The sequence below is a fragment of the Endozoicomonas sp. NE40 genome (assembly GCF_040549045.1).
Lineage (GTDB): Bacteria > Pseudomonadota > Gammaproteobacteria > Pseudomonadales > Endozoicomonadaceae > Endozoicomonas_A > Endozoicomonas_A lisbonensis.
In genome coordinates this window covers 1,928,194-1,943,197 of record NZ_JBEWTB010000002.1, presented here as the reverse complement: position 1 = coordinate 1,943,197, position 15,004 = coordinate 1,928,194, and the positions used below count along the sequence as shown (strand labels likewise).

At 48.5% G+C, this 15,004-nt stretch carries 15 protein-coding genes, 1 other RNA gene and 1 pseudogene; 11 read left to right on the top strand and 6 right to left on the bottom strand.

Features of this window, described 5'->3' with window-relative positions; translation table 11 throughout:
• Positions 1 to 133: 133 nt before the first annotated feature.
• Both tfpB and V5J35_RS09725 read left to right on the top strand, forming a co-directional pair.
• The gene (gene tfpB, locus V5J35_RS09730; RefSeq protein ID WP_472924779.1) at positions 134 to 1,882 is read left to right on the top strand and encodes a type IV pilus assembly ATPase TfpB; all 1,749 of its coding nucleotides are present in this window, start codon (positions 134 to 136) and stop codon (positions 1,880 to 1,882) included.
• 57 nt (positions 1,883 to 1,939) lie between these two features.
• Positions 1,940 to 2,428: a hypothetical protein gene (locus tag V5J35_RS09725; RefSeq protein ID WP_354011058.1), complete on the top strand. Its 489-nt coding sequence runs from the start codon at positions 1,940 to 1,942 to the stop codon at positions 2,426 to 2,428.
• A gap of 50 nt (positions 2,429 to 2,478) precedes the next feature.
• Here V5J35_RS09725 and ssrS read toward each other — a convergent pair.
• A non-coding RNA gene (gene ssrS, locus V5J35_RS09720) (6S RNA) lies at positions 2,479 to 2,657 on the bottom strand.
• 114 nt (positions 2,658 to 2,771) lie between these two features.
• Positions 2,772 to 3,077, bottom strand: a complete 306-nt coding sequence (locus tag V5J35_RS09715; protein WP_354011057.1) for a cell division protein ZapA — start codon at positions 3,075 to 3,077, stop codon at positions 2,772 to 2,774.
• A gap of 391 nt (positions 3,078 to 3,468) precedes the next feature.
• Here V5J35_RS09715 and V5J35_RS09710 point away from each other — a divergent pair, with 391 nt between their 5' ends.
• From V5J35_RS09710 to V5J35_RS09680, 7 genes are all read left to right on the top strand, one after another.
• Positions 3,469 to 3,810: a helix-turn-helix domain-containing protein gene (locus V5J35_RS09710; protein ID WP_354011056.1), complete on the top strand. Its 342-nt coding sequence runs from the start codon at positions 3,469 to 3,471 to the stop codon at positions 3,808 to 3,810.
• Between the two features lie 72 nt (positions 3,811 to 3,882).
• On the top strand, positions 3,883 to 4,470 hold the full coding sequence (locus V5J35_RS09705) for a UPF0149 family protein (RefSeq protein WP_354011055.1): 588 nt from the start codon (positions 3,883 to 3,885) through the stop codon (positions 4,468 to 4,470).
• 78 nt (positions 4,471 to 4,548) lie between these two features.
• Positions 4,549 to 5,814: a 2-octaprenyl-6-methoxyphenyl hydroxylase gene (gene ubiH, locus V5J35_RS09700; RefSeq protein ID WP_354011054.1), complete on the top strand. Its 1,266-nt coding sequence runs from the start codon at positions 4,549 to 4,551 to the stop codon at positions 5,812 to 5,814.
• Positions 5,815 to 5,840: 26 nt separating this feature from the next.
• Positions 5,841 to 7,073, top strand: coding sequence for a UbiH/UbiF/VisC/COQ6 family ubiquinone biosynthesis hydroxylase (locus V5J35_RS09695; RefSeq protein ID WP_354011053.1), 1,233 nt, complete (start codon positions 5,841 to 5,843; stop codon positions 7,071 to 7,073).
• Positions 7,074 to 7,138: 65 nt separating this feature from the next.
• The gene (locus tag V5J35_RS09690) at positions 7,139 to 8,293 is read left to right on the top strand and encodes a histidine-type phosphatase (RefSeq protein ID WP_354011052.1); all 1,155 of its coding nucleotides are present in this window, start codon (positions 7,139 to 7,141) and stop codon (positions 8,291 to 8,293) included.
• Between the two features lie 172 nt (positions 8,294 to 8,465).
• Positions 8,466 to 9,287: a hypothetical protein gene (locus V5J35_RS09685; protein ID WP_354011051.1), complete on the top strand. Its 822-nt coding sequence runs from the start codon at positions 8,466 to 8,468 to the stop codon at positions 9,285 to 9,287.
• Positions 9,288 to 9,445: 158 nt separating this feature from the next.
• On the top strand, positions 9,446 to 9,667 hold the full coding sequence (locus V5J35_RS09680) for a DUF2835 family protein (protein WP_262565594.1): 222 nt from the start codon (positions 9,446 to 9,448) through the stop codon (positions 9,665 to 9,667).
• A gap of 100 nt (positions 9,668 to 9,767) precedes the next feature.
• Here the strand turns inward: V5J35_RS09680 and V5J35_RS09675 are convergent, their stop codons facing one another.
• The 3 genes from V5J35_RS09675 to V5J35_RS09665 all read right to left on the bottom strand — a co-directional run bounded on the left by V5J35_RS09675 (position 9,768) and on the right by V5J35_RS09665 (position 12,124).
• Entirely contained in the window at positions 9,768 to 10,019 is a 252-nt protein-coding gene (locus V5J35_RS09675; RefSeq protein ID WP_354011050.1) for a YfhL family 4Fe-4S dicluster ferredoxin, read from the bottom strand.
• Positions 10,020 to 10,052: 33 nt separating this feature from the next.
• Positions 10,053 to 10,538, bottom strand: coding sequence for a pantetheine-phosphate adenylyltransferase (coaD, locus tag V5J35_RS09670; RefSeq protein ID WP_354011049.1), 486 nt, complete (start codon positions 10,536 to 10,538; stop codon positions 10,053 to 10,055).
• 113 nt (positions 10,539 to 10,651) lie between these two features.
• Positions 10,652 to 12,124 carry a coniferyl aldehyde dehydrogenase gene (locus tag V5J35_RS09665; protein ID WP_354011048.1) on the bottom strand — a complete coding sequence of 491 codons (1,473 nt, stop codon included), beginning with the start codon at positions 12,122 to 12,124 and terminating at the stop codon, positions 10,652 to 10,654.
• A 254-nt stretch (positions 12,125 to 12,378) separates the two neighbouring features.
• Between V5J35_RS09665 and V5J35_RS09660 the strand changes: the two are divergent.
• A pseudogene (locus tag V5J35_RS09660) lies at positions 12,379 to 12,615 on the top strand (C2H2-type zinc finger protein); the annotation flags it as partial.
• Positions 12,616 to 12,708: 93 nt separating this feature from the next.
• Positions 12,709 to 13,113 (top strand): C2H2-type zinc finger protein, encoded by a 405-nt coding sequence (locus V5J35_RS09655; RefSeq protein ID WP_354011398.1) that lies wholly within the window; start codon positions 12,709 to 12,711, stop codon positions 13,111 to 13,113.
• A gap of 85 nt (positions 13,114 to 13,198) precedes the next feature.
• On the opposite strand, the gene V5J35_RS09650 is transcribed toward V5J35_RS09655, so the two are convergent.
• Entirely contained in the window at positions 13,199 to 14,863 is a 1,665-nt protein-coding gene (locus tag V5J35_RS09650) for a hypothetical protein (RefSeq protein ID WP_354016327.1), read from the bottom strand.
• Positions 14,864 to 15,004: the final 141 nt, after the last annotated feature.

Sequence of the window (15,004 nt, the reverse complement as noted above, 5' to 3'; positions counted from 1 at the left end):
CAGAACAGGATACAGTAGCGACAGCTACAATAAAAAGCAGTAACAACAGGGAATTGTCGTGACTGGCGTGAAAAATACAACCTTCAAGCCCTCTCAAGCCTCTAAAGCTGTCTTTAAGCATCGTCACCAGCGTCTGGACCTGACTACCACAGTCTCAGACCTTGTGCGTTCCATGCATCTGTCGCAGGCTGATGCTGACAGTGTGTTGTCCAAACACCGGTCTGCTGAGCAGCTGAAGCTTCACCCTCTGGAATACATTGCCTCACTGGAGCTGAGTAGTGCCAGTGAACCCGGAAAAAATCTGGAGCTGGAATGGCTAATACAATGGCTGGCCACCCTGTCCGGGCAGGAGTATTTCGCCATTGATCCATTGAAAATAGATGCTTCGGCAGTCACTCCGGTTATGTCCCGTGCTTACGCCCTTCGACATGAAATTCTGGCGGTTGATGTCAGTAATGATGAGGTGGTTATTGCTTCTGCCCACCCCTGGTATACGGGCTGGGAAGACAACCTTCAGCATGTGAATCGCAAAACGATTCGCCGGGTTGTGGCTAACCCGGTTGATATACGACGTTTTACCACAGAGTTCTACCGCATTGCCCAATCGATTCAGGGGGCGATTGAAAACGACGGGGTGCAGTCAGCGAACCTGAACAGCTTTGAGCAGATGCTGGAGCTGGGGAATATGAAATCCCCGGATGCCAACGACCAGCATATTGTCAATATTGTGGACTGGCTTTTGCAATATGCCTTTGAGCAACGTGCCAGCGATATTCATGTTGAACCCCGAAGAGACCAGTGCCATCTACGCTTTCGCATTGATGGCGTACTGCATTCTATCTATCAGATGCCCGCAAAAGTGGCGGCAGCAGTGACCAGTCGCCTTAAAATACTGGGCCGGATGAATGTGGCAGAGAAACGTAAACCTCAGGATGGGCGGCTGAAGACCGTTAACCTTGACGGCAATGAAGTGGAGTTGCGTCTTTCTACCCTGCCCACGGCCTTTGGTGAAAAGCTGGTGATGCGGATTTTTGACCCGGAAGTACTGGTCAAAGGTTTTTCTGACCTGGGTTTCTCCAGAGAGGATGAACGCCGCTGGACAGAAATGACCAGTCAGCCCAGTGGCATAGTGCTGGTGACCGGGCCTACGGGTTCAGGCAAAACCACCACCCTGTATTCAACGCTGAAAAAACTGGCGACCGAGCAGGTGAATGTCTGCACCATTGAAGACCCGATTGAAATGGTGGAAGCCAGTTTCAACCAGATGCAGGTGCAGCATAATATTGACCTGACATTTGCCAGTGGTTTAAGGGCTCTTTTACGACAGGATCCGGATATCATCATGGTGGGCGAGATTCGCGATCTTGAAACCGCTGATATGGCGATTCAGGCTGCATTGACCGGACACCTGGTGATTTCAACCCTGCATACTAATGATGCGCCTTCTGCGGTGACCCGTCTGATGGAACTGGGCGTACCGGCATATCTGATTAAGGCGACACTGCTTGGAATTATGGCGCAGAGACTGGTACGCACTTTATGCCCTTCCTGCAAACAGCCGGTTGCGATTGATCAATCAGGATGGCAATCGTTAACCAAACCCTGGTCGGCTCCCCAGCCTGCTGAAGTGTTCAGCCCCGTTGGCTGTCAGGAGTGCAGGGAAACCGGCTACCATGGACGGGCAGGGGTGTATGAAATCATGCCCATGTCTGAAACCCTTTGCACCCTGTTGAACGATGACGCAGATATCCATCGCATCAGGCGGCAGGCGGCAAAAGAAGGCATGTACAGCCTGAGATTGTCCGGTGCTCAAAAAGTGGCTTCAGGTCTGACAACCGTTGAAGAAGTGATTCGGGTGACGCCAGACCATAACAACCATTAAGGCGCTCAATTCGCGACCGATAGTAGAAGTAATGACAGACTGCTACTGCCGGTTGCCATGAATAAACTAACGCTTCTGCTGTTTGCTTTTCTCACGGCTTTGCCTGCCTGGGGAGCCGCCGTTTTGAAACCGGAAGGCAAGCCCACTTCATTTGTTCGGTTGATGAAAGATGACTCCGGCGAGCGAGTGTCTGGTCAGGAATTGCAGGCTTATCTGAACAGTCTTTTGCGTGCCAATGCGATTTATGACAGAACGGCTTCTGATGAACAGCCATCGTTGTATTTTTCGGTGAAGGCCAATCAGGCTGGCGATCTGGTTGTTACACGCAAGTTGACGCAGGCAAACCGAATCGTAATGGAAAACAATACACTTAAAGTGTATGGCATGGGATATTCCCTGCAGTCGGACTGTTCCAGACTGGAACAACGTTGCTGGGTTCTGTTTCCCAACCGGAAGACACGCTGGATGGAAATCACCTATGCGCCCAAAGCGGTAAAGGAGCTGGCAACAGGTATCGGTTTGCTAATCAAGGAAATGCAGCGGTAAGAAGTGCAGCCTGAAGAATGCTGGTCAAAGCATTTTAATCTGAATGTGTAAGCCTCCCCAAACCGCCGCTGTCACGTAAGCCCGTTGCTGTTAAGCAACGGTGGAAGTTGCTGTAGTGAATCGGGCTTTCCACTGCATGGTGGACCTGCGCTCCAGCACCAACGAGGAACTTCCTGGTATGGTATTATCAGCCCGGGTCTTTAATGACTGGCAAACAGACCAGGGAGACTTGAGTTCGATTATATCGGTTCTCGCTCTCAAGTCTGTAGGTTTTTTTTGCTATTGATTTATTTTTTAATAGTGCCGTAGGATGTAAAAAGATGCGCTTTTCTGATGGCAAACGTTAGCTGTCGAGATTGGTCAGAGCCTGATCCAGCTTGCCCATCATATCCTGAATCTGCTGCTGGGCATCGGTGTTGTTTTCGAACTGATTTTCTTTGAGTCGCAGTAGCTCATAGCTCATATTCAGAGCCGCCATAACCGCAATTCGTTCCAGACCGATCACTTTTCCGCCAGACTTGATCTCTTTCATTTTGTCATGAAGCAGGTGCGCAGCTTTATGCAGTGCGGCTTCTTCTTCACGAGGGCAGCTGATGCGGTATTCTTTATCGAGAATTTTTACAGAAGTGGTCGAAGGGTTATCAATCATGCTTTATTGCTCCAATCCTCGTAATCGTTTGATCATGTCCTCGACCTCACCTCTCGCCTGATCTTTCGTTGACATCAAATAGGCACGCTCAAGCTGCCACTTGCGTTCCTCATTCCGCAGCAGCCTGTTTTCTTCCCTTTAATTTATTACAGAGACTCACCAGGTACTCTATTTTCTGACTGAGTGCTGTTAAATCCGGGTCGTTCATAAAATCCAGCTGACCGTTTTATTCCCTCTACTATAGCGGCTAGGGAGCGGCTATGGAATAGCAGAACACCCCCTCAACCCTGCCTGCTTTCGGATATTCGAAACTTTTATTGTCTCAGACCAATCATTTGTTTTGTACGACAGGTTTATTATTTCTCCGGGCAGGACGACGGGGGATTCGGATATGAGTTACACACAATTAACAGAACATGATCGTATCACTATCTGGTCACTGAAAAGAGAGGGTAAAAGTCAGGCAGAGATCGCCAGAAGGCTGGGATGTCACCGCAGTACAATCAGTCGGGAACTGAAGCGTAATCATACACAAAGTGGCTATGATGCCCATACGGCTCATCAACTGGCAGAAGAACGACGGCGACACCACAAATCGGCTGTAACACCGGACCCCGGAAACCTGCTGGGTATTCTGAACACTCTGGGGTGGTCGAAAGAGAAGCAGAAGGCGTTTATTTTGCGCCATCATCCCGAACTCAGGCAGGCCGTTGAGCAGATGCCCGGTTGTTGAAGTGAGTCCGGTCAGGGTTTTTCTGTGTAATCTGTTAAACTGCCTGCATTGATGTATTCAGGTTTTAGAGACATGTCTCACAATGAAATGGGTCACAAGCCCATCCTTTTTGATGAACTGGCAGACAGACTGGTAGAGCTGGGCGGTGGCAGTCACCCATCGGAGTTGCATGGTTTACTGTGTGGCCTGCTGGCGGGTGGAGAACGTCCGGGTGTAGAAGCCTGGCAACGTCAGGTCGCGGGTATGTTGAGCGATGAGCCGCTGGATGAAGTGAGCCTGCAACAATTTGCCGCTATGTATGAAGGTACCCGCTTACAGCTGGAGCAGGGGGATTTTGGCATTCAGGTACTTTTACCTGATGATGAAGAGTCGATGGAGCAGCGTACTGAAGCGCTGGGTCTCTGGTGTCATGGTTTTCTCTCGGGTTTTGGTGAAAGTGCTGCCAGCAAGAAACTGAGTGAAGATCTGAACGGCATCCTGCACGATTTCTCTGAGATCGCCCAGATTCAGGAATCGGATGAAAGCGATGAAACCGAGCGCTTTTTCCTGGAAGTCAGTGAATATGTGCGCATGGCACTGCTGAATGTGTTTGCGGAAATGAATTCAGACGAAGAAGCGGCAGCACCGGTGGCAGCCGCAGAAAATAGTCGTCTGCATTAAACAGCCATGAGCTTATGAACAGTATAAGCTGCATTTTCATTGTAAATAATAAATACAAACAGCCATGAATGGCTCTTCATGACTGATGAATTCGGGGGAGATATGACGGAGAAGCAGTTCGATATCCTGATTATCGGAGGAGGGCTGGTAGGCACCAGCCTGCTGTGTGCGCTGGAGCCTGTTATAAAAAGTCATCAGCTTAAGGTCGGGCTGATCGAAAGCCATGACCTTGATAAACCAGGGGATACTCCGCCCAGCTATGATGCCAGAGCGTCGGCACTCTCATACGGTACCCGTCTTATTTATGAGCAGCTGGGCATCTGGAAAGAACTGTCTGACGATGCGATGCCTATTCTTGATATCCATGTTTCAGACAGAGGGCATTTTGGTCAGACACACCTTAATCACAACGAAGAAAATGTTCCGGCTCTGGGTTATGTGATCGAGAACTTTCGTCTGGGCAAGGTGTTACTCAAACGTCTTAAAGCTTTTCGCGACCAGCAGCTGATTGAAGTGTTAAGCCCTGCTGAAGTCACCGGCATCAAACCTCTGCCAGAAGCCCGGATGGATGTTGAAGTCATTGCGGGGAATAACCGAAGTGGCTCTCAAAATAACTATCAGGCTGACCTGACCATTCTTGCGGATGGTGGTCGTTCGTCACTGCTGGATAAACTGCACATATCCCGTAAACAGTTTGACTATCAGCAGCATGCCCTGGTGGCAAATGTATCCCTTGATCGCCCTCACGCGGGCATTGCCTACGAACGGTTTGCCGGTGAAGGCCCTATGGCGTTATTGCCCCTGACAGGCACTGAAGCCGGAGATTACCGATGCGGTCTGGTGTGGACACTGCCAAACCGACAGATTGGTGATTATATGGCACTGGATGACGAGTCGTTTATGGCGCGACTGCAACAGCTGTTTGGCACGCGCGCGGGGCGGTTTGTCCGGCTCGGTCAGAGAAACAGCTATCCGTTGTCATTAAATGTTGCCAGAGAGCAGGTTCGTCCCGGCCTTGTGGTTCTGGGCAATGCTGCCCATGCCATGCATCCTGTTGCCGGGCAGGGATATAATCTGGCGATCAGGGATGCGATGGCACTGATGAGTAATATATCGGATTCTCTGGCTGCGGGAAAATCGCCCGGTCAGCTGAGTCAGTTGTTGCAGTATGTTGAAGGTCAGAAACGGGACCAGTCTATGACGCTGGATTTCTGTGACAACCTGGTCAAACTCTTTGCCCGAAAAGAGGCAGGAGTGATTCTGGCCCGTAACCTTGGGCTGGCCGGATTGAATGTCAGTCGTCGCCTGAAGACCCGTTTTGCCCGAAAAGCCATGGGGCTTTGATCGGATCAGGGAAGGAGTATGTTCTTATGCAAAGCTATTTTTCGCAGAACTATTTTTCACAGAACTATGATGTTGCCATCGTTGGTGGTGGAATGGTGGGCGCGGCTCTGGCGCTGAGTCTGAGTGAAACCTCTCTGCGAATAGTCGTCATTGATCAACATAGCCTGAAGCCTGATCTGGTTTCAGAGAATGCCCCTTATTCTCCACGGGTCAGTGCTCTGACAGAAGCTTCAGTGCAGCTTTTTAAGCGCCTGGGTGTCTGGGACACCATGATCTCCCAGAGGGTTTGTCCATACCGCCACATGCGGGTCTGGGATGGTGAAGGTACCGGGGAAATAGCCTTTGATGCCGGGTCAGTAGGTTATCCACAGCTGGGGTATATCGTTGAGAACCCTGTGATTCGGGAATCGTTGTTAAAAGGGCTGGAGAATTCATCTGTTGACCTGCTGGAAGCTTCGGGCGAATTGTCATTCAGGCAGCTTGAAACGGGTTATGAGGTAGTGGCTGAAAACGGGCAGGCATTTCATTGTCGGTTGCTGGTGGGTGCTGACGGTGCCGGGTCTGCGGTAAGAAAATGGGCGGGCATTCCGCAGTCACAAAAAGATTGTCTGCATCATGCCATTGTCACTACGGTTGAGACTGAAAAACACCATCAGGATACGGCCTGGCAGGTTTTTCTCGATACCGGCCCTCTGGCATTTCTGCCTGTGCCTGATCAAAACGGCAGACATTACTGTTCTATTGTCTGGTCACTACTGCCTGAGCGTGCTGATGAAGTTATGTCGCTTGACGAAGAGGCATTCTGCAAAGCGCTGGGCAACGCTTTTGAACACCGCCTTGGTAATATTATCCGGACAGATCAGCGTTACCGTTTTCCCCTCAAACATCGACACGCCAGACACTATTACCGGGAAGGCGTTGTACTGGTGGGAGACGCCTGCCATACCATTCATCCTCTGGCGGGGCAGGGGGTTAATCTGGGACTGCAGGATGTTGAAGCGTTAAGCAGGGAATTAACCCGTGCCTGTAAGCGTGGCGATGATATTGCAGGTGAGCATATTCTCGGGCGTTACCAGCGTCATCGCAAAGGTGCCAACATGACCATGTTAGCGGCGATGGACGGCTTTCAGCATTTGTTTCACGCTGACGATCTGACTGTTCGCTGGTTACGTAACACGGGGTTAAAACTGGCTAATGATTCTCATTTGATAAAAGAATGTATTATCAAACAGGCAATGGGAATCAGCGACATACAGTGAAGACTGGTTAAACAGAAAATCTTTTCTATTCTCTTCGCAAGGCTAATTCTAAAGCGAACAGAATAATGAATAAATCTTGCATCTGGATGGTGCTGCTGGCTTTTTTAGCAGGCACCTGCTTTCAACCTCATTTCGCAACTGCTGAGTCTCCGGATCTGGTTATCAGCCTGGTTCGTCATGGTGATCGTTCTCCCCAGGTTCCTTTCAATGAAAAACTCTGGCCTATGGGTAGCGGTGAGTTGACGGTAAAGGGGGTGAAGCAATGCTACGAACTGGGAAAAAAGCTTAGGAAACGCTACTTTTCTGATGATTTCCCTGAAACCTGGCACAGTGGTTACAGTCGACATATTGCCAGAAACCTGAACCGCACCATCCAGTCTGCCAGTGCCATCCTTCAGGGTTTTTACCCTGCAGGCGTGGCTGAAACCGGCCTGCCGAACCAGACGCAGATTCCTCCTTTGTTTGCCTATCCTCCTGAGTCTGACTTTCTATTCAGTGCTCATTATCTTTGTCCGGGGTTTGTGAAACGTCTGGAAGCTCTGGAAGCCAGTGCGATATGGCAACAGAAAAAAGCGAGCTATGGAGCGCGCTTTTCATACTGGGCAAAAGTGGCTAACCGGCCGGAACTGATTTTCCCCCTGGCTTCTCTGATGGATGCGGTGTTTATCCGTAAGCTATACAACATCCCGCTGCCTGATGACCTGACCCCTGCTGATCAGGAACAACTGATCGGCTTGCTGGACTGGTTTTTTAGAGAATTTGTGAAAGACCGGAAAATTCTCCAGATCCTGAGTACAAACTTTATTCAGGAATTGATTAAAACTCTGGATGGCTATCAGGCCAGGAATCAGGCTCGCAAGCCAGCCCGTCATCAAACCTGCAAAGGAAATCATTGCGAACGCTTTGTCCTCTACGTGGCCAGTGATCTTAACCTGCTGGCATTTCTGGCCATTATGGGCGTTCCACGCACTCAGAATGTCGGCTACGGGTCTCACCTTGATCTTCTTGTGAGCAGCAGTGAGGGACGAAAGCCCAGTGTTAAATGGTTCCTCGATGATGAACCACTGATATTGCCTGCCTGTCAGGCGGACTGCCCGCTTGAGCAACTGATATCTCTGCTCAGGCAACAGCTACCGGAGAGCTGGCAGGAATTATGCGGCTTCGGGGCTGGCGTCCAGCTTAAAAACAGCCGTTTTTCAGTACTACGACCAGAACAGTGAGGCGACAAAAGAAAATGACTGATTTTGTGAACTATATTTACTCAGCTCCGTCAAACGATGGTGAACAAATACTAAATTGAGTCCGTATCATTGGTTCCCAGGTGGTTTATATGGTTTTCATATCGACATCAGGCAATGATTCTCAGGGCTCAGTCCCCGGAAGGAGAATTGAATGCGTAAAGTTGTTTCGGTAGGTTTTCTGCCCGCAGTGGCTGTATTGGCCATTCTGCAGGGATGCAGCAAGCCCAAAGAATGCCCCAAAGTGGCACCTGTAGTCGACGATAGCCGTCCTGCCGCCGTTGAAGAATCTTACGACTGTTCCATAGTCGACAGCAGTGACCCCATGAAACAGACCTGGTGTGAAGCCAGAAGCCTGTTTGATGAGAGCACCGTAGCAGATGACCCGGAGGCTTTTGGTCCTTTCCTGAAAGGTTTCCGCCAGGGCATCAACGATGGCAGACGTGCTGAAGCCAGCAGTGTGGCCCGGGAACCGCTTGAAGGACAGAATGAAAAGCCTTTCGAGGCAGGCTACCGTGCAGGCTACAACGGCATGGTTAAAAAACTGGGCATTCTTGAATATGACTGTCGGGACGGCGAGCAGGCCAGTGAATATAAAGATCGCTGGTGTGAAGCTGAAGACGCCTATCGAATTGCCGGCGTAGGCAGCAGTGATAACCCATTCATGAGAGGTCGCTTTGTAGATGGTTATATGGCGGGTGGACGCGTAGCGCTGACCGTACCAACCTCTATGGAGTCATTCTTCAGTGGTGAGAATCCGGAAGGCAAGCAACCGGCAATATTCCAGCCTGAGGAGAGTGAAGAGCTGCAGGGAACAACTCTGGCGTTCTATCGTGGCTTTGATGAAGGTTACAAGGCAATGATTGCCAGTATCCGCGAATCCATTAATCAGGTGATGCAGCAGATGCAGATTCCAAACGATATGCAACTGCCTGAGGGCCTGATGCCTCCTCAACCGGATCAGGGACAACCATAATCCGAACCTGACTGAAAAAAAGCCCGGATATCTGAACAGAGTCCGGGCTTTTTTGTATCTGTCCATCTGGTATAAGATAGTTTTGTACCGCCTGATGACCAGCAGGCAACCTGCTAGATTTTACTGTATAAGCGAATAATTCATTGGATGGAGGCAGCATGCACACGGCAGTGTTTTCAATCAGCCTGAACTCTGAGCAGGTTCTGCTCTATTACAAAGGGAAAAAACACAGGGTTCAGGTACGAACCAGGGAAGGCTTCACGATGAGTCTGCCTTACGACATTCTGCTACAGCATGTCACCCGTGAAGGTATTCACGGAACGTTTGAAATATCCTATAGCGATGACGGCAAACTGGGTGATTTACGCCGTCTGAGTTAATCCAGCCCTGAGTGAATCCAATATAGTCAGATACAGAAGAGGCATTGTCAGAAACAATGCCTCTATCTTTAGCATCAAGCGGCATTAAAAGCCGCAGATATTACGCAGCGCTGGTGATGATGGTGTACTTTTCCATCAACTCCTCTTTGGATTCCTGGTGTTCAGGATCCAGCTCAATGCAGTCGACAGGGCAGACATTCTGACACTGAGGCTCATCGTAATGCCCCACACACTCTGTACACAGAGTCGGGTCAATTTCATAGATTTCATCTCCCGGGGAGATGGCGCTGTTAGGACACTCAGGTTCGCAGACGTCGCAGTTGATGCAATCGTCAACAATGACTAAAGCCATGGGATCTTCTCCGAAAAGCCTGTTCTGATCAACTCAGTCTTTCTGACCAAACTTTTCAGCCAGAGCCTTGCCAACGCAAGGGTCTACAAAATTCGTTATGTCTCCACCCAGAGAAGCGATTTCACGCACCAGGGTTGAGGATATATACGAATACTGCTCCGCAGGCGTCAGAAACAGGCTGTCTACAGATGGCGCCAGAACACGGTTCATGTTCGCCATCTGAAATTCATACTCAAAGTCAGAAACAGCACGCAAGCCGCGCAGAATCACGGTTGCCTGCTGTTCTTCCAGAAATTTTGCCAACAGGGAACTAAAGCCGGTGACCTTGACATTATCAAGGTGAGCAATGCTTTCCTCAGCCAGTCGAACCCGCTCATTCAGGTCGAATAAAGGTTTTTTTCTGGGGCTGGCAGCCACCGCAATAACAACTTCGTCGAAGATGCGAGCGGCGCGCTCGACCAGATCCATATGGCCTTTAGTGATCGGGTCAAAAGTGCCAGGATAGATAACTTTGCTCATCGAAAGTGCTTTTCCTGCTGTATCCCCCTGAGCGGAGGTTGTGTTGGCAAATCAGGGCGCAATCGTAACGAAATCAGCCTTCAGGCTCAAATTTATCACGGCCTCTTCTCACGTTAACGTGATGACAGGAACTTCAGTATGGCTTGTTTGAACCGGCTGTTATGAGGCGGAAATATCAGCCTGGCGGAGTTAAAGCGCCCCTTGGACAGGATCGATTTCGCTTTGCTGAAGGTCAGGAATCCCTCCTGCCCGTGGTAGTGACCCATGCCTGAAGGGCCGATGCCGCCAAATGGCATATCGTCGATGGCAACGTGCATCAGGGTTTCGTTAATACAGACACCACCTGAATGGGTCTGCTGCTGTACCTGGTTCTGGCGCTGCTTACTGGACCCGAAATAATACAGAGCCAGAGGGCGGGGGCGCGCCCGAACATAATCAATGCCTTCTTCAAGGTTATCAATCGCAATGACCGGCAGCAGGGGGCCAAAAATTTCCTGTTGCATCACCTCCATATCGTCTGTGGCATTCAGAATCAGGTGTGGAGGAATACGACGAGAACCGTCAGAAATAGTTTCATCATCCAGAGTTACAACCGTTGCCCCTTTGTCTCTGGCATCCTGAATTAACGACAAAAGTCGTTGATGCTGGCGATGATTAATAATGGCTGAATAGTCACTGTTACCACTGACGGTTGGGTACATCGAGCGGAACGTCTTAAAGTAAGTATCGACAAACGCCTGCTGTCGTGACTTGTCGATAAGAATATAATCCGGAGCCACACAGGTTTGACCGGCATTCAGGGATTTGCCGTAGCAGATGCGTTCGACCGCTTCCTGCAATGGAAAGTCATTGTCTATAATGACCGGAGATTTACCGCCCAGCTCCAGTGTCACAGGTGTCAGGTTGTCCGCAGCGGCACGCATCACATGCTTGCCCACCGATGTTGAGCCGGTAAACAACAGATGGTCAAAAGGCAGTCTGGAAAAAGCAGCGGCAACATCTTCCTCACCGTTGATCACGGTTACAAGATCATCCGGAAAGGTTCTGGCAATAATATCAGCCATCAGTTTTGAGGTGTCCGGAGTGAACTCAGACAGTTTCAGCATGCAGCGGTTTCCGGCTGCCAGCGCGGCAACTAATGGCCCCATAGCCAGAAACAGCGGGTAGTTCCAGGGAACAATAATGCCTACAACCCCCACGGGCTGATAAATCACCCTGGCTGAAGCAGGTTGCAGGTGCAGTGGTACACGACGACGGCTGGGTTTCATCCATTTTTTCAGACGTTTGCTGGCGTAGGCAATATCACTCAGGGAGGACATAAATTCCGCCAGCAAGGTTTCATTGCGGGAACGTCCACCAAAGTCGGTATCAATCGCCTGAATAAGTTGCTCCTGATGGCTGAGCAAAGCCTGTTTAAGCTGCTGTAGCCATTCACGCCGTTCCGAGGCGCTTGGGCAAGGGTTCTGGAGGAAGGCTTCCCGCTGCTTGTGCAGCTGTTCTGCCAGAGTCTTTTCCATATTAGCAGCAGGTATTTCGGTTACGCTGGAGGTGGTCTGATTATTATTTTCCAGAACGAACTCACTCATGGTCTGCTTCCTTCAGATGTTAGAGAGCCAGTGTGTCAGAGATTGAGTTAAAAGCTCAATGACTTTTTCATCATTCAACGATAAGTACTCAACCACATGGAATCCTATTTTCTGACTTATTGCTCATAGACCAGGGTTGAGAAGTCCTTATGCAAAGTGCTCCTGATAATACTAATCTGGGAGTTGAAACTGAAGAGTTACTCCCGTCGGTGGTAAGTGCTTAACTCCATCCCTACGAACGATGATTACCTCGTATGCCTTATACCTGTGAAGTATGTCGTACAGAGTTTGGTACTTTAGTTGAACTCAGTGCTCACATGGCAGCTCACGCCAATCAGGCGCGTTTCGTTTGCATTGAATGCCATCGTCATTTTCTGACACAGGCAAACCTTGATACACACTGTGAAATCCACTCCCATAAGAGGCAATTTTACTGCACGCAGTGCTATCGCTCGTTCGATACACGACAACATCTGAGAAATCACGCCCAAACCCATTCAGGTTTACGGCCATACTTGTGTCAGGTTTGTAACTGGGACTTTAACCAGGCAAATAGCCTTAAAAGGCATATGAGGGTTCATGACATGGGGCGTCCTTACCAGTGTGACCTATGCCAGCTTGGGTTTACCCGGAAAGCTGATTATGAGGGACACATGAAGCGAAAACACAAGAGCCCTACACCAGTTTCAGTGCAGTCCCAAGTAGAGCCTGTAGGTATCGTAACGACTACATCGCTTCAAACTGTGGCAGCCTGTGGTAATTCAACAACCGTCAGCACGATTGTCTCCCCCGAGGGTAGTGCATACCTGGTGACCAGTTGTACTACTGCGACCACTACAACCATGGTGCCTCTGCCGGCAGAGGGAATGGCAACAGCAACGACGAATAACGGTACGCTTTTAGCAGGGCGTGATTCCGGGGTGTCAAATGAGGCGACATCAGGCTGGGGCTTGCCTGTTCTAGATGTAAGCGAAGAAGATTTTTTGTAATTACAGACACCACCTGAGTGGCAACTAATGCCTGCAGCTTTCTTCAGACCTGCCGTTAAGATATTCGACTGCGGCCCTGATAATTTCAATGTCCTGCTTTTTTTTCTATTCTTTCAGAGTGTATTGCCACCTCCATTAATTGTTTTTTTAATGAGTCCAGTTGTTTATTGATAGATTCTTCAGGGGTGCTATCGTAGTCCTTGCTTACCTGTTGAGACGAAAGGAATCGCTGGTATGCCTCGTAAGTTATGGGTGCTGTCCACTGTATGGATTTAATACAATATTCAGTCGCACAGATTAACTCTCTTTTATCTCGGATAGGATTTGGAAAAACAGGCCAGCGCTTTATAGCTTCTCTCAATTCTGCATAGGCAAGCTCTTTGCGGAGATTGTAAATATGTTTTGAACTACAGGCAGACTCTTTTGGTTCAAAGCTAAGTGATGTTGATGGCAGGGCTGGTTGAGTCTGGGGGGCTTCTTCTGCGGCTTCTTGTGTGGGTATGGGTAATTGAGGATCAGGCTTATGTTTATCAAGAAAGTCACAAGCTGCTAATATTGTAGTTTCAAAATCTGCATTGCCGTAACTGTTAATAAAATGGCTGCCTAAGCAAGCTTGTAACCCTAATAAAGCATTGTTTATTTTTATTCTATGTTCTTTGCTATATTCTTTGCTGTCTTTTTTGGTTTTTTCAGTTCTTTTGTCTCTGTTGGTAAATTCTTTGAATTCTTTTTGTGTGTATGTTTTGGCAGGCAACTGGCCATGCTGTTTGAGTAACTCGATACTTTCCTTAGCAATATGAATAAGGTTGAAGTGAGAATTTTTTACAATTCTGATATTGTATTTTTCCAGCAAAATGTTTTCCAGCTTGTCACAAGCTTCTTTTATTTTTTTATCTCTCTCTTTAACCCAATTGGCTGATTTGAAATTGTTTTTCCTTTTTGGTTTTTGTGTTAGACCTGCTAATCTACCAAGCAGGTCTAATTTTTCATTCATATTGGTGCGTTCGTTTTCTGGTAAACTTTCTATTAATGGCTGAGCTTTAGAGTATAAGGCTTTGGCGTAATTCCTATTTCTGTTGGTGCTATTATTAGTACAGAACTTGCTAACTACCATTTTTCTTAAGTTTATTAGTTTGTTATAATTTTTTTCATTTAAAGTGATGAGTTTTTTTAATTTTTTTGTTTTCCTTATTGATTGGTTTAGTTGTTTTGTGTTTTTTTCCACAGTTTTTGTTTTGCTTTCTCTTTTAGGGTCCCATTTGAAATCACAAAAAACTTCAGCTAATTCTCCAAGCGCACTCTGGCATAATATAGCTGTTTCATCACCCCTGTCTTTATAGGAATGTAAAATTTTTTCATACTGAGAAACTTTTTCTACTTCTGTGTCGGTTGGCTTTAAGCTCTCTGTGTCAATATCCTTGTCCTTTAGCCATTGCTCTACTTCTTTCATTGCATTCCTTTTTGCGACTTTGAGAGCCTGGCTTTCTGAACGATGTTTAGCGACAGCAGCTTTTCGCTTATCCTCTTCAGTCTCATTAGTTTGTTTAACTAATTTAACCCGCCTTTTCTTGACTGGCTGATTGTCTGGACTTACCTGGTCATGCTCAACAGGTGGCAGGCTCTTTCGCTTACGGGATAACCAGGATTTACTCGTGTGATGAGAGCCAGTTGACGCAGGCTCAGGACAGGTAAAACTGGTTGAAGCTCCGCTTTCGTGCAAAGGTGAAGATGCTGTCTGTACGCTATCCATAGCTGTTTGTTAACTCCCACTTAAAAAAACTGTACGGTCCAAACTTTGATAGCCGTTCAGAAGGAAAGTTCCCAGTATGAGGTTAGCGTTTGGAGAAGGGGGACGCGTTAGCTCCAGGAGGAGCTAACGCGGGGGCGCTGA